Annotated in this window: 21 protein-coding genes; 19 read left to right on the top strand and 2 right to left on the bottom strand. The window is 45.3% G+C overall.

Translation table 11 applies throughout. The annotated features are described in order from the left end of the window. Window positions 1-41: 41 nt before the first annotated feature. Window positions 42-1,037 (bottom strand): polysaccharide deacetylase family protein, encoded by a 996-nt coding sequence (locus tag F8H35_RS02875; protein WP_472572069.1) that lies wholly within the window; start codon window positions 1,035-1,037, stop codon window positions 42-44. Continuing rightward, window positions 991-1,782: a glucosaminidase domain-containing protein gene (locus tag F8H35_RS02870; RefSeq protein ID WP_472572068.1), complete on the bottom strand. Its 792-nt coding sequence runs from the start codon at window positions 1,780-1,782 to the stop codon at window positions 991-993. Before F8H35_RS02870 ends, F8H35_RS02875 begins: the two co-directional genes overlap by 47 nt. A 77-nt stretch (window positions 1,783-1,859) precedes the next feature. Here F8H35_RS02870 and F8H35_RS02865 point away from each other — a divergent pair, with 77 nt between their 5' ends. The 19 genes from F8H35_RS02865 to F8H35_RS02775 all read left to right on the top strand — a co-directional run. Beyond that, window positions 1,860-2,441, top strand: a complete 582-nt coding sequence (locus F8H35_RS02865; protein WP_472572067.1) for a Fe-S-containing hydro-lyase — start codon at window positions 1,860-1,862, stop codon at window positions 2,439-2,441. Window positions 2,442-2,504: 63 nt separating this feature from the next. Further along, window positions 2,505-2,870 (top strand): NADH-quinone oxidoreductase subunit A, encoded by a 366-nt coding sequence (locus tag F8H35_RS02860; protein ID WP_472572066.1) that lies wholly within the window; start codon window positions 2,505-2,507, stop codon window positions 2,868-2,870. Further along, window positions 2,861-3,331, top strand: a complete 471-nt coding sequence (locus F8H35_RS02855) for an NADH-quinone oxidoreductase subunit B (protein ID WP_472572065.1) — start codon at window positions 2,861-2,863, stop codon at window positions 3,329-3,331. Before F8H35_RS02860 ends, F8H35_RS02855 begins: the two co-directional genes overlap by 10 nt. Continuing rightward, a complete protein-coding gene (locus tag F8H35_RS02850; RefSeq protein ID WP_472572064.1) occupies window positions 3,331-3,816 on the top strand; it encodes an NADH-quinone oxidoreductase subunit C in 486 nt (161 codons plus the stop codon). Before F8H35_RS02855 ends, F8H35_RS02850 begins: the two co-directional genes overlap by 1 nt. A 3-nt stretch (window positions 3,817-3,819) precedes the next feature. Beyond that, a complete protein-coding gene (nuoD, locus tag F8H35_RS02845; RefSeq protein ID WP_472572063.1) occupies window positions 3,820-5,001 on the top strand; it encodes an NADH dehydrogenase (quinone) subunit D in 1,182 nt (393 codons plus the stop codon). Beyond that, window positions 4,998-5,477 (top strand): NADH-quinone oxidoreductase subunit NuoE family protein, encoded by a 480-nt coding sequence (locus tag F8H35_RS02840; RefSeq protein ID WP_472572062.1) that lies wholly within the window; start codon window positions 4,998-5,000, stop codon window positions 5,475-5,477. Before nuoD ends, F8H35_RS02840 begins: the two co-directional genes overlap by 4 nt. 1 nt (window position 5,478) lies before the next feature. Beyond that, the gene (gene nuoF / locus F8H35_RS02835; protein ID WP_472572061.1) at window positions 5,479-6,744 is read left to right on the top strand and encodes an NADH-quinone oxidoreductase subunit NuoF; all 1,266 of its coding nucleotides are present in this window, start codon (window positions 5,479-5,481) and stop codon (window positions 6,742-6,744) included. Continuing rightward, window positions 6,745-8,943, top strand: a complete 2,199-nt coding sequence (locus F8H35_RS02830; RefSeq protein ID WP_472572060.1) for a 2Fe-2S iron-sulfur cluster-binding protein — start codon at window positions 6,745-6,747, stop codon at window positions 8,941-8,943. Beyond that, a complete protein-coding gene (locus tag F8H35_RS02825; RefSeq protein WP_472572059.1) occupies window positions 8,944-9,417 on the top strand; it encodes a Crp/Fnr family transcriptional regulator in 474 nt (157 codons plus the stop codon). 17 nt (window positions 9,418-9,434) lie between these two features. Further along, window positions 9,435-10,373: an NADH-quinone oxidoreductase subunit NuoH gene (gene nuoH, locus F8H35_RS02820; RefSeq protein WP_472572058.1), complete on the top strand. Its 939-nt coding sequence runs from the start codon at window positions 9,435-9,437 to the stop codon at window positions 10,371-10,373. A gap of 3 nt (window positions 10,374-10,376) precedes the next feature. After that, window positions 10,377-10,832 (top strand): NADH-quinone oxidoreductase subunit NuoI, encoded by a 456-nt coding sequence (nuoI, locus tag F8H35_RS02815; protein ID WP_472572057.1) that lies wholly within the window; start codon window positions 10,377-10,379, stop codon window positions 10,830-10,832. Next, a complete protein-coding gene (locus tag F8H35_RS02810; protein WP_472572056.1) occupies window positions 10,829-11,311 on the top strand; it encodes an NADH-quinone oxidoreductase subunit J family protein in 483 nt (160 codons plus the stop codon). Before nuoI ends, F8H35_RS02810 begins: the two co-directional genes overlap by 4 nt. Beyond that, a complete protein-coding gene (nuoK, locus tag F8H35_RS02805) occupies window positions 11,308-11,607 on the top strand; it encodes an NADH-quinone oxidoreductase subunit NuoK (protein ID WP_472572055.1) in 300 nt (99 codons plus the stop codon). The genes F8H35_RS02810 and nuoK overlap by 4 nt, the downstream gene beginning before the upstream one ends. Window position 11,608: 1 nt before the next feature. Then, window positions 11,609-13,474 (top strand): NADH-quinone oxidoreductase subunit L, encoded by a 1,866-nt coding sequence (gene nuoL, locus F8H35_RS02800; RefSeq protein WP_472572054.1) that lies wholly within the window; start codon window positions 11,609-11,611, stop codon window positions 13,472-13,474. Window positions 13,475-13,484: 10 nt separating this feature from the next. Then, window positions 13,485-14,933, top strand: coding sequence for a complex I subunit 4 family protein (locus F8H35_RS02795; protein ID WP_472572053.1), 1,449 nt, complete (start codon window positions 13,485-13,487; stop codon window positions 14,931-14,933). Next, entirely contained in the window at window positions 14,934-16,376 is a 1,443-nt protein-coding gene (locus F8H35_RS02790; RefSeq protein WP_472572052.1) for an NADH-quinone oxidoreductase subunit N, read from the top strand. Beyond that, window positions 16,373-17,755 (top strand): L-seryl-tRNA(Sec) selenium transferase, encoded by a 1,383-nt coding sequence (gene selA / locus F8H35_RS02785; RefSeq protein WP_472572051.1) that lies wholly within the window; start codon window positions 16,373-16,375, stop codon window positions 17,753-17,755. The genes F8H35_RS02790 and selA overlap by 4 nt, the downstream gene beginning before the upstream one ends. Next, window positions 17,755-19,740, top strand: coding sequence for a TonB-dependent receptor plug domain-containing protein (locus F8H35_RS02780; RefSeq protein ID WP_472572050.1), 1,986 nt, complete (start codon window positions 17,755-17,757; stop codon window positions 19,738-19,740). Before selA ends, F8H35_RS02780 begins: the two co-directional genes overlap by 1 nt. Continuing rightward, window positions 19,713-20,289: hypothetical protein (locus F8H35_RS02775; RefSeq protein ID WP_472572049.1), on the top strand; the 577-nt coding region annotated here is incomplete at its 3' end. The genes F8H35_RS02780 and F8H35_RS02775, both read left to right, overlap by 28 nt.

Genomic DNA, 20,289 nt, shown 5'->3' with positions numbered 1-20,289 from the left:
AAGGAATATTTCCTATAATAACATTAAATTTCATTAAGAACTTAGTGCAGGAGGAGGAAGAAGTATTCTGCCTTCTGTCTATTCTTTGTATCCCAGCATTTTATTCCTATTCTTGTTGTGTGGTTTTTTATTTTTAGTGGGACGGAGCTCTCTACCCTATTCCCTTTCTTAATTCCCCTAACCCAGCCGTTTTTTGTTGCGTATATCCAGCAGTTCTTATACCTTTCAGGATTCTCAATATAGAATACAGGCTTAACGGTGTTCTCTTTATAAACTCCATAGTCTGGATAGTGTTTAATAACTGGTAGTGGTTCAATTTTCAGATCAGAGACGAACTTTCTAAAACCGGATTGGCTTCCAACAACTGCCATTCGCGGAATTAAAACACCTCTTCCAGAGTAAGTTCCCCTGTCCTGGGTCAGTAGTAGTTTGTATCCGCTTTTTTTAAAGAACTTCACGTTTATCTTGTCGTAATCTCCGTATGGAAAGGCCAGAAATTCCGGTTTTCTTCCAAAAAGCTTAAAGAACTTTTCCTCTGACAGCTCTTTTTCTTTTTTGAGTTTTTTAAGATACTCAGATTTTGTTAGTGTTAACCGCCATTTTGCCAGGTTTGGGTGGCTGTAGAGGTGGTTTTCAAACTCGGCAAGTCCGGATTTTTCCATCTCTCTTATCTGTTTTTCTGTTAAAAAATCGGGGTATCTGTTAATAGCTTCCATGTAGAGGAAAACGGTAAAGGGAAAGTTCATCTTTTTGAGAATTCTGTAGGCTTTCATAGTGGTTTTGTAGCCGTCGTCTATGGTTATTACTACAGTTTTGGGAGGAATTGGTCTATTCTCTTCTACCAGTTTATAGAGCTCCCTCAGGCTTATCACGTTGTAGTTGTTCTTTTTCAGGTAGAGCATCTCTCTTTTAAAGTCTTCCATGCTTACAGAGGTTGTGGGGTAGCGTTTATCTCCAAAACGGTGGTAGATAAATACTGTTGCGTAACCGTTACTGCTCTGTGCCCATGCCGTTTGAAGCAAGCTCAGGCTCGTCAAAGCGCTCAAGATGGTTCTTCTTAACCACATTTTTAACAAGCTCCACATACTCTTTTTTCCTTGTTGAGTATAGGTCTAAGCTCTCTGCCAGAGTAAAAATGTCTGCTCCTTTAGCACGGAGCTCCCTGAACCTCCTGTAAGCCCAACCCACGTTCAGGTTGTAGATGTAGTCTTTAACAGAGCTGTAGAGGTTGTCGTAAACCTTCAGGCACGCTTTAGAATTTTTAGCCTTAAGGCATTTTGCTCCCTTGAAAGAGTAGATTCCAAAAATGTTGTTGGCCTCTGTGAAAAACCTTGAAGTTCCCCATCCGCTCTCAATGGCTCCCTGAGCCAGAATCAGGCTTACCGGAACGGAGTTAACCTTTAAAAGGAGCTCCTTTAAACTCTTAGCCCTGTACTTCTTCTTAAGGTAGGAAAGTTCCTGTTTCTCTTTTTCGGTCAGCTCTTTTTTATCCTTTTTATCCTTTACTTTCAGTATAAAAGCTCTTTCAGAGAGTACTTCTCTGTTTGCCTGTTTTATCAGAGGAACCAACAGCTGGATAAACCGCTTTTTCCTCTCTTCAACGGGCAGTCCTTTCAGACTTATGTGGCTCGGATACTTTACAATTTTCAACAGTTGATCGTTAATAATGGAAGCAGTTGTTAAACTTTCTGCAGGCTGCTCTATCTTAAACAGCGAGTTGGCAATAATCCCACTTACAAAGGCCAGAACTATGACAATTAGCCTGCCGAGGCTTTTCGTCATTAGCACCTCCTAATTTTTCCTGCTGCAAATATATTCCGTTTGCTATACTTTGCTTAAAAAAGAACTGGAGGTTTTGCATGTCTGCAATCAAGATTACAGCTCCGATAACGGATGATTCCGTAATAGAAAACCTGAAAGCTGGAGACTTGGTTCTTATTTCTGGCGTTATCTATACGGCAAGGGATGCAGCCCATAAGAGGATAGTTGAAGCCCTTGATAGGGGAGAGACTCTCCCTTTTGACCTTAAGGGACAGATAATCTACTACGCAGGGCCTGCTCCTGCAAAACCTGGAAGGCCTATAGGATCTGTTGGCCCTACCACCAGTTACAGGATGGATCCTTACGCTCCGAGGCTTTTAGAGGTAGGCCTTAAGGGGATGATTGGAAAGGGAACCAGGAGTAAAGAGGTTATTGACGCCATAGTTAAGTATAAAGGTGTTTACTTTGGAGCGGTAGGTGGAGCTGCAGCCTACCTTGCAAGGTGTGTTAAGGAAGCCGAAGTAATAGCTTATGAGGACCTGGGGCCTGAAGCGGTAAGGCGGTTGGTTGTTGTTGATTTTCCAGCTTTTGTTGTGAACGACATCTACGGCAACGACCTCTACAGGATAGGCAAGTGTAAGTATATGGAGATTGAGGACCCTGAGCTCTACAGGTGTTAAAATTTTGTTAAAATCGTTATGCAGTTTTGAGAATATTAGAGATTCCACTGCAAGGAGTTGCCCTTGAAGGTTTACATAGTTCTTTTCCTCTTCTTCCTTGTAGCCCTTGCAGTAGCCCTTTTAGTTCCAAACGTTAACCTCATAACAAACAGGTTTTTAAGGATTGACAGGAGCAATCCTGAGAAGTTTGAACCCTACGAGTGTGGAATCCCAAAGATAAAACCTTTAACCGGCCACTACTTTGCCTTCTTCTACATTGTTGCTCTTATTTTCCTCCTCTTTGACCTTGAGACCGTTTTCCTCTTTCCCTGGGCTGTTGCCTTTAGAGAGCTTGGAGTTCTTGGAATAGTTGAAGTTTTCCTCTTTGTGGGAATTCTCCTTGTCGGGTTTGTCTACGCTATTTTCAAGGGAGCTCTCAAATGGGAATGAAAAACGGCGTTTTCTTAACAAAACTTCAGGACTTAATAAACTGGGGAAGGAAGGGGGCCCTGTGGCCTTTAGCCTTTGCTACAGCCTGCTGCGGTATAGAGATGATGGCGGCAGCCGCTTCCCGCTACGACTTTGACAGGTTCGGCGTCATCTTCAGGAACACCCCAAGGCAGTGCGACCTTCTGATAATGTGCGGAACCATAAGCAGGAAAATGGCTCCGATAATAAAAAGACTCTGGGACCAGATGCCGGATCCTAAGTGGGCAATAGCCATTGGTAGCTGTGCCATAAGCGGAAACATCTTTCAGACCTACTCAACACTGAGGGGGCTTGACTGTATAGTTCCTGTTGACGTTTACGTTCCCGGCTGTGCTCCAAAACCTGAGGCCTTTTACGAAGCCCTCATAATGCTTCAGGAGAAGATAAAGAGGGATAGACCCATAATAGTGGGTGAAGAGTGATGAAGTTTATTAATGAGAACTTGATAGATGTTTTGAAAGAGCACTTTAAGGATAAGATAGAGGAGATTGGAACCTTTAGGGGCGAGGTTACTGTAGTTGTTAAGAAGTCTGCTCTGAAAGAGCTTATGGGATTTCTCAAGCACGACGACCGTTTCCAGATGGATATGCTTGTTGACGTTACGGCCGTTGACTACCCAGAGCACAACCCACGGTTTCAGGTTGTCTACCACCTTAGATCAATTCCAATGAAGCACAACCTCAGGGTGAAATGTTGGGCTGAAAATGATGAAGTTCCAACGGTTTTAGACCTCTGGAAAACGGCAGACTGGACAGAAAGAGAAGTCTACGAGATGTTCGGCGTAAGATTTACCGGGAGGGAGCTCCGCAAACTCCTCCTTCCCCAGAAGTACCCTTACCACCCGCTCCGTAAAGACTTCCCCCTTGAAGGTTATGAAGAGCCCTGTGAACTCTGGGACTGGGAGTAGTTGATGGAAAGGGAGAAGGCAGACCTTATTCTCAACATGGGGCCTCAGCACCCATCAACCCACGGCGTTTTGAGGCTGGTTTTGGAGCTTAAAGGGGAGAAAATTGTCGGTTCAGACGCCATAATCGGTTACGTCCACAGGGGCGTTGAGAAGCTTGCAGAAACGAGGAAATACATGCAGATTCTCCCCGTTTTTGACAGGGTTGATTACGTCTCTGCAAACACAAACGAGTTAGGTTTCGTTCTTGCCGTTGAAAAGCTCTTAGGAATAGAGGATAAAATCCCCGAGAGGGCTCAGTTTCTTAGAGTCATAATGGCGGAGCTCACCCGTATCTCTTCCCACCTCATCTGGTTGGGAACCCACGCCTTAGAGCTTGGAGCAATGAGCGTCTTCCTTTACGCCTTTAGAGAGAGGGAGAAGGTTTTAGACCTCTTTGAGGAGATTGCAGGTGGCAGGCTCCACACGGGCTACATGAGAATTGGCGGCGTTGCCTACGATACAACCGATAGGTTCACAGAGGAGCTTGAGGAGTTCCTTGAGATATTCCCCCACAAACTTGACGAGTATGAAGACCTTTTAACGGAAAACAGGATATGGCTCTCAAGGACAAAGGGAGTTGGAGTTATAGATAGAGAAACTGCAGTAAACTGGGGAATTACGGGGCCGACTCTCAGGGCTGCTGGCTGCGACTACGACGTGAGGAAGTACTACCCCTACTGCGTTTACGGCCGGTTTGACTTCAACGTTCCCGTCTACACAGAGGGGGACGTCTACGCCCGTTACAGGGTGAGAATGGACGAGATGAGGGAGTCTGTAAAGATTATCAGGCAGTGTTTGGACAAAATGCCTGAAGGCCCCGTCCAGATAGAGGATACGACGATTATTCTCCCTCCTAAGGAAGAGGTCTACAACACTATGGTTGGCCTCATTCAACACTTTGAGCTTGTTATCCACGGTTTAACCCCTCCACCAGGTGAAGTTTACGCTGCGGTTGAAGGCCCTAGGGGAGAGCTCGGCTACTACATAGTAAGCGACGGCTCAAACAAACCCTACAGACTGAGAATCAGACCGCCGTCTCTCATAAACATTGCGATCCTGCCGGAGCTCCTCAAAGACCACTACGTTGCCGACGTAATTGCGATAATTGGAAGCTTAGACCCCCTCATGGGAGAGGTTGACAGATGACCTTAACTGAGTTTAGAGAGGAAGTTAGAAAGCTTAAGGAGAGCAATAAATACCCGGAGCTCAAGTCTTACCTGCTTCCTGCCCTCTGGATGGCCGAGAAGAACTTTCCCGCCATAACCCACGACGTTATGAGGGTGGTTTCAGAGGAGCTTTCGGTTCCGTTGGTTGAGGTTGAGGAGGTTGCAAGGTTCTACGCAATGTTCCATACGGAGAAGAAGGGGAAGTTTGTAATAAGGGTTTGCACGAACCTCTCCTGCATGCTGAGGGGTGGAGAGGAAGTTCTCTCTGAACTCTGCAGGCTACTAAATGTAAAGCCTGGTGAGACGACACCAGACGGACTCTTTACCGTTGAGGAGTACGAGTGTATGGGGCTGTGTGACGGAGCTCCCGCTGTAACGGTAAACGAAGACCGCTACACGAACGTTAGGTTGGAGGAGCTCCCCGAAATCCTCAGGAAATATGGCTGGAAGGGTTAAGATGGAGAAACTGCTCCTTAGAAACGTTGATAAAGAGAACTCCCATACGATAGATGTTTACCTGAAAAACGGCGGCTACCAGTCCCTCAGGAAGGCCTTGAAGGAGATGTCCCCTGAGGACGTTGTTGAGGAGGTGAAGCTCAGTGGCCTCAGGGGGCGTGGAGGGGCAGGCTTTCCTACGGGCTTAAAGTGGGAGTTTGCCGCCGCCGATGTAAAAGAGCCCAAGTTTTTCGTCTGCAACGCAGATGAGGGCGAGCCCTGCACCTTTAAAGACAGAGTAATCTTTGAGAAAGACCCCCACGCCCTCATAGAGGGGATGCTGATAGGTGCCTACGCAACGGGCTGCCGCTACGGTTACATCTACTTAAGGGGTGAATACCCCATCGGAAGGAAGATTTTAGAGAGGGCAATTGGAGAGGCCTACGAAAAGGGATTTTTGGGAGAAAACATCCTCGGAACGGACTTCTCCTTTGACCTATACGTCCACAGCGGTGCAGGAGCCTACATCTGCGGCGAGGAGACTGCCCTCATTGAATCCTTGGAGGGGAAGAGGGGAGAGCCACGGATTAAGCCCCCTTTCCCTGTTAACGCAGGATACCTCTGGAAGCCTACTGTTGTAAACAACGTTGAGACCCTTGCAAACATTCCCCTCATCATTGAGAGGGGCGGGAAGTGGTACTCGGGAATCGGTTCTCCAGACTGCCCCGGGCCAAAGCTCTATCCCGTCAGTGGTAAGGTTAAAAGGCCAGGAGTTTACGAGCTTCCTATGGGAACGCCCCTATCTGAGATTATCTACGAGCACGCAGGAGGAATTGTTCAGGACAGGAAGCTTAAGGCCGTTTTTCCCGGCGGTGCTTCAAGTTCAGTTCTTACTGCCGATGAGATAGACGTTCCAATGGACTTTCCGTCCCTTGCAAAGGCCGGAACGATGCTGGGTTCCGGCGCGATTATGGTTCTTGACGAGACAGACTGCATAGTGAGGGCCGCTTTAAGGCTTATAGAGTTCTTCAGGCATGAATCCTGCGGGAAGTGCACTCCATGTAGAGAGGGAACGGACTGGCTTGTAAGGCTTGTCAGAAGAATTGAGGAAGGGGAAGGAAGTGAGGAGGATTTAGACGTTATCCTCTCTGTTTCTGAAACGATGGAAAACTCTTTCTGCGGTTTGGGAATGGCAGCCCACAATCCGGTTGCTTCCTCTGTCAGGAAGTTCAGAGAGGAGTTCCTTACCCACATTGAGCTTGGCAGATGCCCTTATAGGAGAGGGTAGATGGAGAGTTTCAAGGTTGTTATAGATGGAAAGGAGTGTGAAGCATACCCCGGAGAGACCGTTTTGGAGGTTGCAGAGAGGAACGGGATTACGATTCCCGTTTTCTGCTACCACAGGGAGCTCCGCCCGGAAGGTGCCTGCAGGGTGTGCCTTGTTGAAGTTGAGGGAGCTCCCCGTCTTGTTACTGCCTGCACGCTGAAAGCAATGCCCGACATGGTTGTTAAGACAAACACTGAAAGGGTCCGGCGTGCGAGGGCTGGGGTTATTGAGCTGATTCTCAACAACCACACCCTTGAGTGTCCCATCTGCGATAAGTCTGGCGAGTGTGAACTCCAGATGACCGGCTTCCGCCACGGCCCCAAAAAATCAAGGTATAAAGAGCCAAGGCGTGAAAAGGACATCGTCATCCAGGGGCCTCTCATTGAGATAGACAACGACAGGTGCATCCTCTGCCGCCGGTGTATCAGGATGTGCGGCGAGAATATGGGGAACAGAGTTCTCGGGATTCTTAACAGGGGATACAGGGCTTACATCTCCCCCTTTAACGGAGACTTTATGGAGAGCGGCTGTGAGCACTGCGGGAGCTGTGTTGACGTCTGCCCTGTAGGTTCCCTCTTAGACAGGGCTTTCAAGTATAAAGACCGTCCCTGGAGGATGGACAAGACCTGGACTACCTGCCTCTTCTGCGGTTCAGGCTGTAAAGTTGAAATAGACTCCTACCACGGAAAGGTTAAAAGGGCTGTTGGAAGAATCGGGATAAACGACGGCCATAACAGGGGATACCTCTGCGTAAGAGGTAAATGGGGATGGGATGTTATCTACTCAGATAAGAGGCTGAAGGAGCCCCTTTTAAGGGTTGATGGGGAGCTCCGCAGAATTCTCCTTGAAGAGGCCTTGAAAGTTCTTAAGGAGAAGATAGAGGGTAGGAAAATTAACCTGTTCCTTGAGAGCTCCCTCACAAACGAGGAGCTTGAGAAGATTGCCGCCGTTTTCGGAACGGAAAATGCAACCTCAGACTCTTTAGGCTTTTACAACTTCCTGAAAGGGTTTGAGAAAGTTAAAGGAACGAGAGAAACAGATAAATTTTCCTCTATATACGATGCCGACGCTGTCGTTGTTATCGGGGATTTCATTGAGGAGATAAACCCCGTTGTTTCTATGCTCTTAAGACTTGCAGTTTTACAGAAGGGGAAAAGGCTTCTGAGGGTAGGTGTATTCCCGTCTAAAAAGCTTGACTCTGTAGCCTTTTCTAAGCTCTTAGTTGACCAGACAGAAATCATAGACACGCTTAAACACGTAATACTTGGAATGATTGACACTTCCTACTCATCTGGGAACAGGAAAATTGACACATTTATTAAGTCTTTAAGGGGTAAGAAGGTTAGCTTTGTTGTAGCTGGAACGGTCTTCTTCTCTCCAGAGGCTGAGGAGATAGGAAAGACCGTTGCATACCTTTCAGATAGAGTTGTTGGCGGAAAAGTTGTTGCAGTTCCGCCTAAGGCTAATTCACTCAAAGTTGTTAACCTTTTTAGACTGAAGCACCCCGAAGAGCTTGATGGAGATGTGAACGTTGTTGTAAACGGTGAGCTTGAAAGGGACTTCCCTGGGGTGGAGCTCCCCAAAGCTGAATTCACAGTTCTCTTTACTCCTTTCTACACTCCAGACGTTTCCGGCGCAGACCTCGTTATCCCTGTAGAGGTGTGGCTTGAGAAGAATGGAACGGTTGACGGCGTAGATGGTAAGCTGGAAGTGAAGACCGTTCTGGAAAAGGAGTTTTCACTCCTTGAAGTCCTCTCTCAGCTTCCGGTCAGGAATACAGGTGCAGAGAGTAAAGAGGCTGAGGTTGAAAGGGTTAACGAGCCGGGGCAGAGGCTCCTTGAGAGGGAAAAAGGAGAGCTCCTCTTAACGGTTCTTTCAAACAGAACCGGCTGGAACTCGGTAAGCTACTACTCTAAAAACGTTGCAGGGGTTGCCGGCGAGAGAGTTTTGCTCCTAAACCCTGAGGATGCTCCAGACTCTGAAATGGTTAAGCTGAAGGTTGGAAACGGGGAGCTCCTCATCTCCTTTAGGAAGGATTCCTCTATTCCTAAAGGCCATGCCGTTTTGAGGGTTGAGAGATTTACGAGGGACGTTTCGGAGTTCCTTAGGGGGCAGTTTCCCAACCTTTCAGGAATAAGGTGTCAGATAGCGGAGGCTTAAATGGTAAAGGTTGAGCTTGCAAAGCAGTTTCCACTCTTTGAGAGTTTCTCAGAGAAGGAACTTCAGGAAATATCCCAATACCTTGACTACAAGGTTTACCCGAAGGGTGAAGTCCTCTTTGAGGAGGGAGACCCTGGAGATAAGATTTTCTTCATAGTTAAGGGAAGGGTGGGCCTCTACAGGCCAGATCCTTTCGGTAATCCTGTAAAGGTTGCAGTCAGCGAAGAGGGAACGCCTTTGGGGGAGCTCTCCTTCTTCAGTAACCACTTCCACTCCTCAAAGGGGGTTGCTCAGAAGGAGACCCACGTCCTTATACTGACCCGGGAAGGTTACGAAAAGTTGAAAGAAGAAGACCCTAAACTGGCAATAAAGCTCCTTGAAGCACTTGCAAGGGTAATAGCCGAAAGGCTCAAGGAGATGAACAAGAAGTTCGTTGATACAACCTGTTTCATCTGGGGAGGGCCCAAGAAGTGATAAATAACCTTCTCAGTATGGCTTTTATAGTAGGCCTGATGCTGGTTGCTGTTCCACCTATAACCTATCTGGAAAGAAAGGTTTTGGGTCACATGCAGCAGCGCCCGGGTCCTATGGTCGTTGGTTTTCATGGTCTCCTTCAGCCACTGGCGGATGCGATAAAGCTCATATTTAAAGAAGACATTATCCCCAAAGGGGCAGATAAGCTTCTCTTTATGTTTGCTCCTTCCTTCAGCATATTTGCTGCTCTCCTTGCAGCTTCTGTAGTTCCAATCGGCTTCATTCAGGCAGTTCCCATGAAGTCGGCCCTTCTCTTCGTTATGGCAATGAGTGCAATTTCCATCTATGCCCTTATCCTTGCTGGATACTCTTCAAACGACAAGTATTCCTTCCTGGCCGGAATGAGGGCTGCTGCTCAGGTTCTCGGTTATGAGCTTCCCATGGGCTTTGCACTTATGGCTGCCGTTATTCTCTACGGGAGCTTTGACTTTAACGAAATCGTTAAGTGGCAGTCTCAACACGGGTGGGGAATTCTCTACCAGCCGATAGCCTTTCTCCTCTTCCTCTTTGTAATGGCCGCAGAGGTGGGAAGGCCACCTTTTGACCTTCCAGAAGGTGAGAGTGAGCTTGTTGGCGGTTTCCACACAGAGTATTCAGGAATGAGGTTTGCTGCCTTCTTCTTTGGCGAATACATAAACATTATAGTTCTCTCTCTTGTTGTTTCACTTCTCTTCTTAGGCGGATGGAGTGGTCCACTTGCCGATAAGTATCCTGTTTTGGGAGTTCTCTACCATTTAGGTAAGGCAGCCTTCTTCATCTTTCTGACTTTCTGGCTCAGGGCTACGTTTCCCCGTTACAGGTTTGACCAGATGCTCTCAATTATGTGGAAGATTCTGCTGCCCATATCTATTCTAAACCTATTCGTTGCGGCAGCGGAAGCTCTACTTGTGGGGTAGATGATGAGCGTTATCAAAAAAGTTGCTCTTGTTGACCTTTTAAAAGGGATGTCAATAACCCTTAAAACAATGTTTAAGCCTACAGTTACCGTCCACTACCCTTTTGAGAAGGTTCCACCGAGGAAACGTTTTAGAGGTATTCATGCCCTTAAACTCAACCCGGACGGTTCCTACAGATGTGAGGCCTGTTACCTATGTGCCGAAATGTGTCCCAGTAATGTTATAGATATGGAGATGACTGAAGGGAAAGATGGGAAAAAGGAACTGGTTGATTTCACCGTTGACCTAACAAGATGTCTCTTCTGCGGTCTCTGTGTTGAGGCCTGCCCGAGAGATGCGATAGTTATGACTGATATTTACGAGTTTTCACAGTATACCGTTGATAAACTTATACTTCATAAGAAAGATTTAATGGAGTTGGGGCGTTACTACCAGGAGTGGGAGAGGAAGAGGAGATGAGGGAGGTTTTCTTCTACTTGTTTGCGTTTCTCTCTGTAGCTTTTGCAGTTATATCTGTAACCCATAAGAACGTAATAAAAGGTGGTGTTTCCCTTCTTGCCTCTTTTGTTTCCCTTGGAGCTGTCTACTTTACAGCTGGAGCTGAGTTTATAGGAATCGTTCAGGTTATAGTTTACGGTGGAGCAATCGTTGTTCTTTACCTCTTTGCCCTTATGACTATGGATTTAAAGAGTTTTGGAAAGGAGCCGTTAAGAACACTCTCTGTAGCTGTAGGAGGAGCAATTTCACTTATCCTTTTTGCTTCTATTCTCTACGCGGGGTATAAGTTCTACAGTAGTGGGATTACAGCTGGAATTTCGGGGGCTGAAGAGATAGCTTTGCCGCTCTTTTACAGGTTCCTTCTACCCTTTGAAGTTGTATCTGTTCTGCTCCTTGTGGCAACTGTTGGAGCAGTAGCTGTTGGAAGGAGGGAGGAATGACGCCGTTTGATTTTTTCGTATTAAGTGGGCTTCTGTTTACCGTTGGGCTTTTTGGAGTGATAGTCAGGAGGAACGTTATCTCTCTCTTTTTTTCTTTAGAGCTCCTTCTTAACAGTGCAAACGTCCTCCTCGTCGGTTTCTCAAAGCTCCACGGAAATCTGTTTGGAGAGGTTTTCGTCTTTTTCGTTCTGGCTGTTGCAGCAGCAGAAGCTGCAGTTGGCCTTGCCATTGTCGTTGCCCTTTACAGGTACAGGAAGAGCGTTAATACTGAAGATTTTTCCCTTTTGAGGTGGTAGTATGGGAGTGGGATTTCTAATAGCTGTTTTGCCCTTGGTTTCCTTTCTCCTTGCCGGTTTTGGCGTTCTCTTCGGCTGGAAATCTTTTAAGCGCCGTTCCCACTACTTTGGCCTTGTTACCGTTGGAACTTCACTGTTTCTTTCCTTCTACGTCCTCTTTAAGGTAACGAAAGGGGTAGTTCTCACTGAAGAGTGGTTCAATTGGGTAATATCTGGAGGACTTTCAGCCTCCTTTGGAGCTTACATAGACTCATTAACTGCCATAATGTTAGTTGTTGTAACTTTTGTTTCCTTTTTCGTTCACATGTATTCAATAGGCTATATGCACGAAGACCCGGGATACGACAGGTTCTTCGCCTACTTGGGGCTTTTTACCTTCTCAATGCTTGTTCTTGTTCTCTCTCCAAACTTCCTCCAGCTCTTTTTCGGCTGGGAAGCAGTAGGTCTCTCTTCCTATCTCTTAATCGGTTTCTGGTTTAAGAGGAAAAGGGCTGCAGACGCTGCAATAAAGGCCTTTATAATGAACAGAATTGGCGATTTTCTCTTTATATTGGGAGTTGTTGCCGTTTTCTGGGTCTTTGGTAGTCTTGACTTCCACAAAGTTTTCTCTCAGGCTGGAGCTGTAAGCGCTGCAACTCTTTCCTTAATAAGTTTTCTCTTGCTTGGTGGTGCTGTAGGTAAGTCTGCACAGTTTCCTCTCCATACCTGGCTTCCAGACGCCATGGAAGGTCCAACACCTATTTCTGCTCTTATCCATGCTGCCACAATGGTTGCTGCCGGTGTTTTTATGGTTGCCCGCTGTTCTCCAATATTTGACGGCGGATACATTCTGCCGATTGTTGGAGCCATAGGAGTAATAACAGCTTTTGGCGCAGCAACTGTGGGCTTGACTCAGTTTGATATTAAGAGGGTTCTTGCCTACTCAACCCTTTCCCAGCTCGGATACATGTTTGCAGCCCTTGGGATTGGAGCTTACGTTTACGCTATGTTCCACCTCTTTACTCACGCTTTCTTTAAAGCACTGCTCTTTTTAGGCTCCGGAAATGTTATTCACGCAATGAGCGGCGAGCAGGATATAAGGAAAATGGGTGGCCTTTATAAGTACATGAAGATAACTGCTGCCTGTTTCATAATTGGAACCCTTGCCCTCGTGGGAATTCCACCCTTTGCGGGGTTTTTTAGCAAGGATAAGATTATTTCAGCTGCTTATGCCAACGGCCATCTGGTCTTCTGGTTCTTCCTTGTTGGAGGAGCTCTCCTCACAGCTCTCTATATGGGAAGGTTGGTCTTTATGGTCTTTTTTGGTGAGGAGAGGTTTGACACCAGAGAGATGAAACATCTCCACGAGTCTCCAGCCGTTATGACAGTTCCACTTATTTTCCTTGCAGTTCCTTCAATTTTTGCCGGCTTTTTAGGGGGTTGGTTTGAGGAGTTCTTAAAGTCTTCTATTCCAAACCACGTGAGGGAGATTTCCCACTCAGCGGAGCTCCTTCTCATCACGATAACCGTTTCACTTGCACTTTTAGGCCTTCTCATCGCTGCCGTTATTTACTACTGGAAGAAGATTTCTCCCGAGGTTTTTACAGAGAGCCCGGTTCTCAGGCCAATTTATCTTCTCCTATACAACAAGTACTACTTTGATGAAATCTATAACTTTGTTTTTGTTCGTGGTGTTGCTTTTGGTCTTGGCAGGATCTACGCCTTTTTTGATAAGTACGTAATAGACGGAATCGTCAACGGCGTTGCCTACTTCACCTCTTGGTGCGGAGAGGTTTTAAGGCTTACCCAGACTGGCGTTGTTAATAACTACGTTGCCTACTTTGGCATAGGCGTTGTTACGGTTATCTTACTTTTACTGCTTGTTTAGGGGTGTGTAAATGGTTAGCGTTATACTACTGTTGCCGCTTCTGGGAGCTCTCCTTGTAACTTTCTGCCGGAGTGAGGAAAGGGTAAAGTGGATAGCCCTCCTCACAACAGGTTTAACGTTTCTCCTTTCCCTCTATATCCTCTTTAACTACAACATCTCTAAGGGCGGTTTTCAGTTCATAGACTACGGCTCGTGGCTTCCCAGCTTCTCAATAAAGTATAAAGTTGGCGTGGATGGCTTAAGCCTTATAATGCTTATAATGACAACCCTTATCTCCTTCATCGCCGTTCCCTCTGCCTGGAATTATATAGAGCAGAGGAAGAAACTCTTTTACGGTCTTTTACTCTTGCTAGAAACAGCGATGATAGGGGTTTTTGTCTCCTTAGACCTTCTTCTCTTTTACATCTTCTGGGAAGCCATGCTAATCCCTATGAGCCTTATAATCGGTGTTTGGGGAGGGGAAAGGAGGATTTATTCAGCCTTAAAGTTCTTTATCTATACCTTTGCAGGAAGCATCTTCCTTCTTGTTGGAATGATTGTCCTCGTAATTGTTTACGGCTCCGTTACTGGCAACTTCACATTTGACCTTATTCAGCTTTCCCAGTTTAGACTTCCTATGGAGCTCCAGAAGTGGCTTTTCTGGGCGTTCTTCATAGCCTTTGCCGTTAAGGTTCCTGTCTTTCCCTTCCATACATGGCTTCCAGATGCTCACGTTGAAGCTCCCACTCCCGGCAGTGTCATCCTTGCCGGAGTTCTCCTTAAAATGGGAACCTACGGCTTTATAAGGTTTTCACTTCCCTTCTTCCCCGATGCCTACAAACTCTATGCTCCCGTTATCTTTATTCTGGGAATTGTAGCCGTTATCTATACAGCCCTTGTTGCCCTCGTTCAGGAAGATGTTAAAAAGATTGTTGCCTACAGCTCCGTTTCCCACATGGGATTTGTGATGATCGGTCTTTTTTCTCTGAACGTTCAGGGAATTGAGGGGGCAATCTTCCAGATGCTTAACCACGGCCTTGTCTCTGCTGCTCTCTTTTTTATAGTAGGTGCTATTTATGAAAGGCTCCATACCAGAAAAGTTGAGAAGATGGGTGGGATCGCCTCATTTGCCCCAAAACTTGCAACGCTTGGAATGCTATTTACTATGGCCTCTGTGGGTCTTCCCGGAACGAGCTCCTTCATAGGGGAATTTTTGACGATTTTGGGAGGGTACAGAGCTGCACACTGGGTAGGTTACCTGATGGCTCTTGGTGTTATCTTCGGGGCGGCTTACATGCTCTACATGTATAGAAATGTCTTTTTCCTTGAACCTAAAGTTTTGTCATTTAGAGATCTTGACTTAAGGGAGTTTTTAGCCCTTGGATTTTTAGCAGTTCTTGTTGTATGGTGGGGGTTCAACCCGGAGTTTATTATGAAGTTCGTTCACGGTTATACAGCTTCGCTTCTTGGGGGAGTTTAGATGGGGCTTAACCTTAAACTGCTCTTTCCTGAGTTCTTTGTCCTTGCGTCTGCTATTGTGGGAATACTGATTGACCTTTTTCTTCCCAAACGGGTAAAAAACGGTTTCTTTGCTACGTTTTCAGTTTTTATTCTTTTTGTTTCTGTCTTTTTAGTGATCTTTTCGTCTCCTTTTGTTCCAGAAACGGCTTTTAACAGTTTTGTTAAGAAGGATCTCCTGACCGGGCTTTCTCAGGTTCTGATTTTATTCTCATCACTCATTGCTGTTTTCGTTAGTTATGGATTCCTGAAAAAGTTTGATACAGATTACATAGGGGAGTTCTACTATACGCTTCTCTTTGCCGTTTTTGGTGCAATGCTTATGGTCTCTGCAAACGAACTGGCCACTCTTTTTGTTTCTCTTGAAGTGATGTCAATTTCCGTTTACATACTTTCTGCCCTTTTTAAAAAGGATTATAGAGGTAAAGAGGTTGCCCTTAAGTACTTTATAATGGGTTCTGTGGGAGCAGCTGTTGTTGTTTATGGCTTTGCACTCCTCTACGGTCTTTCAGGTTCAACGGTTTATGAAGAGGTTGGTAGAGCGATTTCTACGCTCTCTTTTCCAGTTCTTCTCTCTTTAGCCCTTGTTATCTCAGGATTTCTCTTTAAACTTGGAGCCGTTCCCTTTCACGGCTGGACGCCTGACGTTTACCACGGAGCTCCCACTCCCGTAACCCTCTTTATGGGAGCTGTTGTCAAAATTGCTGCCTTTGTCGCTCTTCTTAAACTCTTCTATCCGGTTTTCCTTCCGCTTGTCTCTGAGTGGGGAGAGGTCTTTGCTGTTATAGGCGTTGTTTCCGCCTTTGCTGGAGCTCTCATGGCGCTCCGCCAGGAAAATGTTAAGAGAATGCTTGCCTACTCTGCAATTTCCCATACGGGAGTTGTCCTTGCAGCTCTTGTTTCTCTTCCAGCCGTTGCAATTTTTTCAGTTCTCTTCTACCTTTTTGCCTATGCCTTCATGACCGTTGCGGCTTTTGGCTTTATCTCACTCTTGACCGGAAAAGGTTTCAGCGGGGAAAACATTTCAGATTGGAGAAATCTGTACAGCAGATCTCCGTTTCTTGCCCTCTCCTTGGTCGTGATTTTTATGTCCCTTGCGGGAATCCCGCCACTCTTTGGGTTCTGGGCCAAGTTCTACATTCTTGTTGCCCTCGTTAAGGCAGGAAAGGTGGGAGTTGCCGTTGCCATACTTGTTGCCAGTGCTATCTCCCTCTACTTCTACTTAAGGCCTGTTGTTTACGCCTTTATGAAAGAGGGAGAGGCTGTTCTTCCACCCGTTGAACCTTTTGAGTTTGGGGCAGTTGTTGTTACGGTTTTCTTCTTAATCGTCTTTGGCCTGTTCCCAGAGCTCATTTCTCAAGTTTCACTCTTTGCCCTTAGCTCCTTTCTGAGGGGGATGATTTGAGGGAGCTCTACCGTAAAATCCCTAAAGTTGACAGATTCCTTCAAGACAAGGAACTCCTTGAACTTCTTGATACTAAACCCAAGTTTTTCCTCAAGAAAGCAGTTGATACAGTTCTTTCGGAGTTAAGAGAGAAGATTTCAACAGGGAAAGTTGAAGAGATTTCCTATGATGCCCTGAAAGAAAGGGTGAAAGAGGAGCTTCAGATTCTCTTAAAGCCAAAATTACACAGGGTTATAAACGCAACAGGTGTTGTTCTCCACACAAACCTTGGGAGAGCTCCCATCTCTTCCTCTGTTGCAGACCATCTCAAAGAGGTAATTACGGGCTACTCAAACCTTGAGTACGACCTTGAGAAGGGGAAAAGAGGCCTACGTTATAGGAACCTTGAGTGGATTTTAAAAGAGCTAACAGGTGCTGAGGATGTTTGCGTTGTAAACAACAACGCCGGTGCAGTTCTCCTTGTCCTCTCGGCCCTTGCAAAGGGAAAGGAAGTAGTAGTTTCAAGGGGAGAGCTCATAGAGATAGGAGGCTCTTTCAGAATTCCAGACGTTATGGAGCAGAGCGGAGCTCTCCTTAAAGAGGTTGGAACGACCAACAAAACCCATCCCTGGGACTACGAGAACGCAGTAAACGAAAACACAGCTCTACTTATGAAAGTCCACACCAGCAATTACAGGGTTTTAGGGTTTACCGAGTCTGTTTCAACGAAAGAGTTAGTTGAAATCGGCCGTAAATATGGAATTCCTGTTTATGAAGACCTTGGAAGCGGTAGTTTTTTAGACGTTACAAAACTTGGTCTTTCTTACGAGCCTACGGTTCAAGACGTTTTAAAGAGTGGCGTTGATGTTGTCTCTTTCAGCGGCGATAAACTCCTTGGAGGTGCTCAAGCCGGGATAATTTTAGGGAAGAGGGAGCTCCTCCAGAAAATAAAGAAACACCCCCTTAACAGGGCCCTCCGAATAGACAAAATGACACTTGCAGTCCTTGAAGCTACCCTTATCTACTATCTGGATGAATCCCTTGCCCTTAAAGAAGTTCCAACCTGGAAATTACTGTCCCAGAAACCTGAGCAGGTTGAGTTTAAGGCGAAAGAGCTCGTCAGAATTCTTGAAAAAGAGGGTTTTAAAGGGAAAGTTAAAATAGTGAAAGAAAGGAGTGAAGTTGGAGGGGGAGCTCTCCCCCTTCAAACCCTACCAACCTACTGTGTAAAGGTGGAAGTGCCAGGCCTTTCTCCCTCAGAAATTGACAGGAAACTGAGAAGTTTTTACCCTCCAGTTGTTGGTAGAATTAAAGATGACAGCTTTCTTCTTGATATGTTTACCGTCTTTGAGAGGGAGATACCAGAGTTAGCAGGTCACCTTTTAAAGCTGGAGAGGTAATGGTTCTGATTTTTCTCTTTCTGATTCTGACGTTGATAATACCTATTTCAGCTTCGTCCCAGGAGCTTTACTCGTACTACCTTCTCAGCCGGGAGCTCCAGGTTCTTTCGGCAACGAAGGAAAGATTACCCCTCTCAGAAGTTCCCCGCTACACAAGGGTTATAACGAGAGACCAGATTGACCGTTGGGGCGTCAGGAACCTGTTTGATCTTCTTGATAGGCTCCCTGAGTTCTACTACTGGAGAAGTTACTTCGGTTTAAACGCAGTAGGTGCTTTTGGTCTTAGACAAAGTTACTTTTCAGAGAAAATCCAGGTTCTAGTTGATGGAATGCCGATTTCGGATCCTTCTAACGGTTCTTCCTTTAGCGTTGATGATATCTTTTCCCTTTCAAACGTTAAACAGGTTGAGATAATCTACGGTCCTATGACATCCCTTTACGGTTTTAACGCTTCTCTGGCCGTTATTAATCTCGTTACCTACTCTCCTGCTGAGAAATCTTTGAATCTTGATTCATCGGTTAGCACCGGTCACGATTCCTATACCTCCTTTATGAAAAGCTTTAAAGGAAAAGGGTTTTCCGGTCTAATTTCGCTGAACTACTCTGAAGAAAGATCTCCCCACCGTAGCTATACCGATTTTCTTGGGGTTTCTGCCCCTTATTCTTCCTTTAAGAAAAGTACAGTTTACTATCTGAAGCTTAAACACTCTTCCGGTTTCTACTTTAAAAGCTACGGGGTTAACAGAGATGACCACTTTCCTCTAACCCTTACCTATTTAATAACTGATGGAAATACGTATGCAGATAGAAGAGGATTTGTTAACAGGTTTGGGTTTGATAAGGATCTCGGTAACTACAAGATGAACTTCTTTGCAAAGTATAACTACTTCTACCTTGAAAGAGGTTATAACCTCTGCCCTTTCAACCACAGTTTCTGTTCTAACCTTCCTCTGTTAAAGGGAGTTGAACCGAGAGCAGTTGAGAAGCGCTACGTTAGAAATCCCGGTATTGGAATTCTGATTTCCAGAGATTTCGGTAGTTACGGGAAGCTCTTTGTAGGTGCTGAATACGACGAGTCTGACCTCTATAAGACGGAGCTCCGTGCCAGCTTCCTTCCGTCCTCTGTTAATCTTAAAGACTTTTCTAAACTTGTTGTTTATAGAGAAGAGAGAAAACTTCCGGAAAAAGAGGGACTTTTATCTCCTCATTTAAGAACAACGTTCTCTCCCTATTTCCAGTACTTACTCAGACTTAACAACTATACACTTCTACTTAACGGTAGGTGGAATAGAACAAACGATGTTGGTAACTACTTTAGCTATTCTGTTTCTCTCTTAAGAAAGATAGATAAGTGGAATCTGAAGCTAAATGCAGGTAGAGCGGTAAGAATTCCCTCATTTGAAGAGATGTACATAAAAAATAATCCTATTCTTGAAGGAAATCCCGACTTAAAAGGAGAGAAAGCGGACTCTATTATGCCATCTTTTGAGTATAAGGGGGATACGTTTTCTATCTCAGGTATGGGGTTCGTCTACTGGTTTAAAGATTTTATATACAAAGAACCTACTTCTCCTTTTACTTATAAATGGAATAATGCAGATTCAACTGTGAAAATTAGAGGAGCAGTTGTCTCTTTTAAAAAGCTTTTCTTTGGCAGCTATGAGCTGGAGCTATCTGGAGAAAGGATCTTCGGAGTTCATGGACTTACTGGTGAGTACTTTAACTTCCCTCGGAAAAAGCTAACAGCCGGCCTTTCATACATGGGGAATAATATGTCTGCCAGTATTTTTATGGTTGCTTATTCGAGGGCATCCTCAGACATTCCAGGATATGGAAAGGTTGACTTAAACCTTTCCTGGAACTTTTCAAATAACCAGAAACTCTTCCTTTCGGTTGATAACCTTCTAAATAAGAAGATCTATTACGAGAGCCGAGTTCCGGGGGTAGAGAGAACCTTATGGTTAGAGTGGCGGTATTCTTATTAATTCTTATCTTTGATATATCTGCCTCTACTTGGGCAGCAGATGTATGCATTATTAACAGTTATCCTATTCCACCTGCGAGAAGGCTGGAGCATAGGGTGAGGGAGCTCCTCAAGGAACACCACCATAAGATTGTAACTTCAGGTTGTAATGTAAAAGTTCTAATAGGAACTCCTGCTGTTGTAAAGGAGTTGAATGCAAACGATAACTGTAAACGGGTTTATACCTTTATTCTCTTTCCTGAAAAGCTTGGTCTTCAGAACAGGGAAAATTTTTACGGTGTGAGAATTTTTCCTCTACCTGAAAGAACTTATAAAAGGTTTTTAAAAAAACTTTGTTTGAGAAAAGGGAAAGTTGCTGTACCTATTAGTAAGGAGATGTTACCTATTGCTGAATTTTACCTAAAGAAAACCTATTTTGTTCCTATCCCTTTTAAGAATTCTCCCGTAGAAACTTTTAAAAAACTTCTCAGTTATAAATATGTGTATATCTTTCCTGATCCGAAACTTTTGAAGCTTATCAATCTGGTTACGCTTATTAACTTCTGTAAGG

The organism is Thermovibrio sp., assembly GCA_015488335.1.
Lineage (GTDB): Bacteria > Aquificota > Aquificia > Desulfurobacteriales > Desulfurobacteriaceae > Balnearium.
This window is presented reverse-complemented; position numbering and strand designations above follow the sequence as displayed.

Excerpts from the sequence above, each read along its gene's own strand:
- F8H35_RS02870 (WP_472572068.1), bottom strand. The coding sequence starts at position 1,782 with ATGACGAAAAGCCTCGGCAGGCTAATTGTCATAGTTCTGGCCTTTGTA.
- F8H35_RS02865 (WP_472572067.1), top strand. The coding sequence starts at position 1,860 with ATGTCTGCAATCAAGATTACAGCTCCGATAACGGATGATTCCGTAATA.
- F8H35_RS02855 (WP_472572065.1), top strand. The coding sequence starts at position 2,861 with ATGGGAATGAAAAACGGCGTTTTCTTAACAAAACTTCAGGACTTAATA.
- F8H35_RS02850 (WP_472572064.1), top strand. The coding sequence starts at position 3,331 with ATGAAGTTTATTAATGAGAACTTGATAGATGTTTTGAAAGAGCACTTT.
- nuoD (WP_472572063.1), top strand. The coding sequence starts at position 3,820 with ATGGAAAGGGAGAAGGCAGACCTTATTCTCAACATGGGGCCTCAGCAC.
- F8H35_RS02840 (WP_472572062.1), top strand. The coding sequence starts at position 4,998 with ATGACCTTAACTGAGTTTAGAGAGGAAGTTAGAAAGCTTAAGGAGAGC.
- nuoF (WP_472572061.1), top strand. The coding sequence starts at position 5,479 with ATGGAGAAACTGCTCCTTAGAAACGTTGATAAAGAGAACTCCCATACG.
- F8H35_RS02830 (WP_472572060.1), top strand. The coding sequence starts at position 6,745 with ATGGAGAGTTTCAAGGTTGTTATAGATGGAAAGGAGTGTGAAGCATAC.
- F8H35_RS02825 (WP_472572059.1), top strand. The coding sequence starts at position 8,944 with ATGGTAAAGGTTGAGCTTGCAAAGCAGTTTCCACTCTTTGAGAGTTTC.
- nuoH (WP_472572058.1), top strand. The coding sequence starts at position 9,435 with ATGGCTTTTATAGTAGGCCTGATGCTGGTTGCTGTTCCACCTATAACC.
- nuoI (WP_472572057.1), top strand. The coding sequence starts at position 10,377 with ATGAGCGTTATCAAAAAAGTTGCTCTTGTTGACCTTTTAAAAGGGATG.
- F8H35_RS02810 (WP_472572056.1), top strand. The coding sequence starts at position 10,829 with ATGAGGGAGGTTTTCTTCTACTTGTTTGCGTTTCTCTCTGTAGCTTTT.
- nuoK (WP_472572055.1), top strand. The coding sequence starts at position 11,308 with ATGACGCCGTTTGATTTTTTCGTATTAAGTGGGCTTCTGTTTACCGTT.
- nuoL (WP_472572054.1), top strand. The coding sequence starts at position 11,609 with ATGGGAGTGGGATTTCTAATAGCTGTTTTGCCCTTGGTTTCCTTTCTC.
- F8H35_RS02795 (WP_472572053.1), top strand. The coding sequence starts at position 13,485 with ATGGTTAGCGTTATACTACTGTTGCCGCTTCTGGGAGCTCTCCTTGTA.
- F8H35_RS02790 (WP_472572052.1), top strand. The coding sequence starts at position 14,934 with ATGGGGCTTAACCTTAAACTGCTCTTTCCTGAGTTCTTTGTCCTTGCG.
- F8H35_RS02780 (WP_472572050.1), top strand. The coding sequence starts at position 17,755 with ATGGTTCTGATTTTTCTCTTTCTGATTCTGACGTTGATAATACCTATT.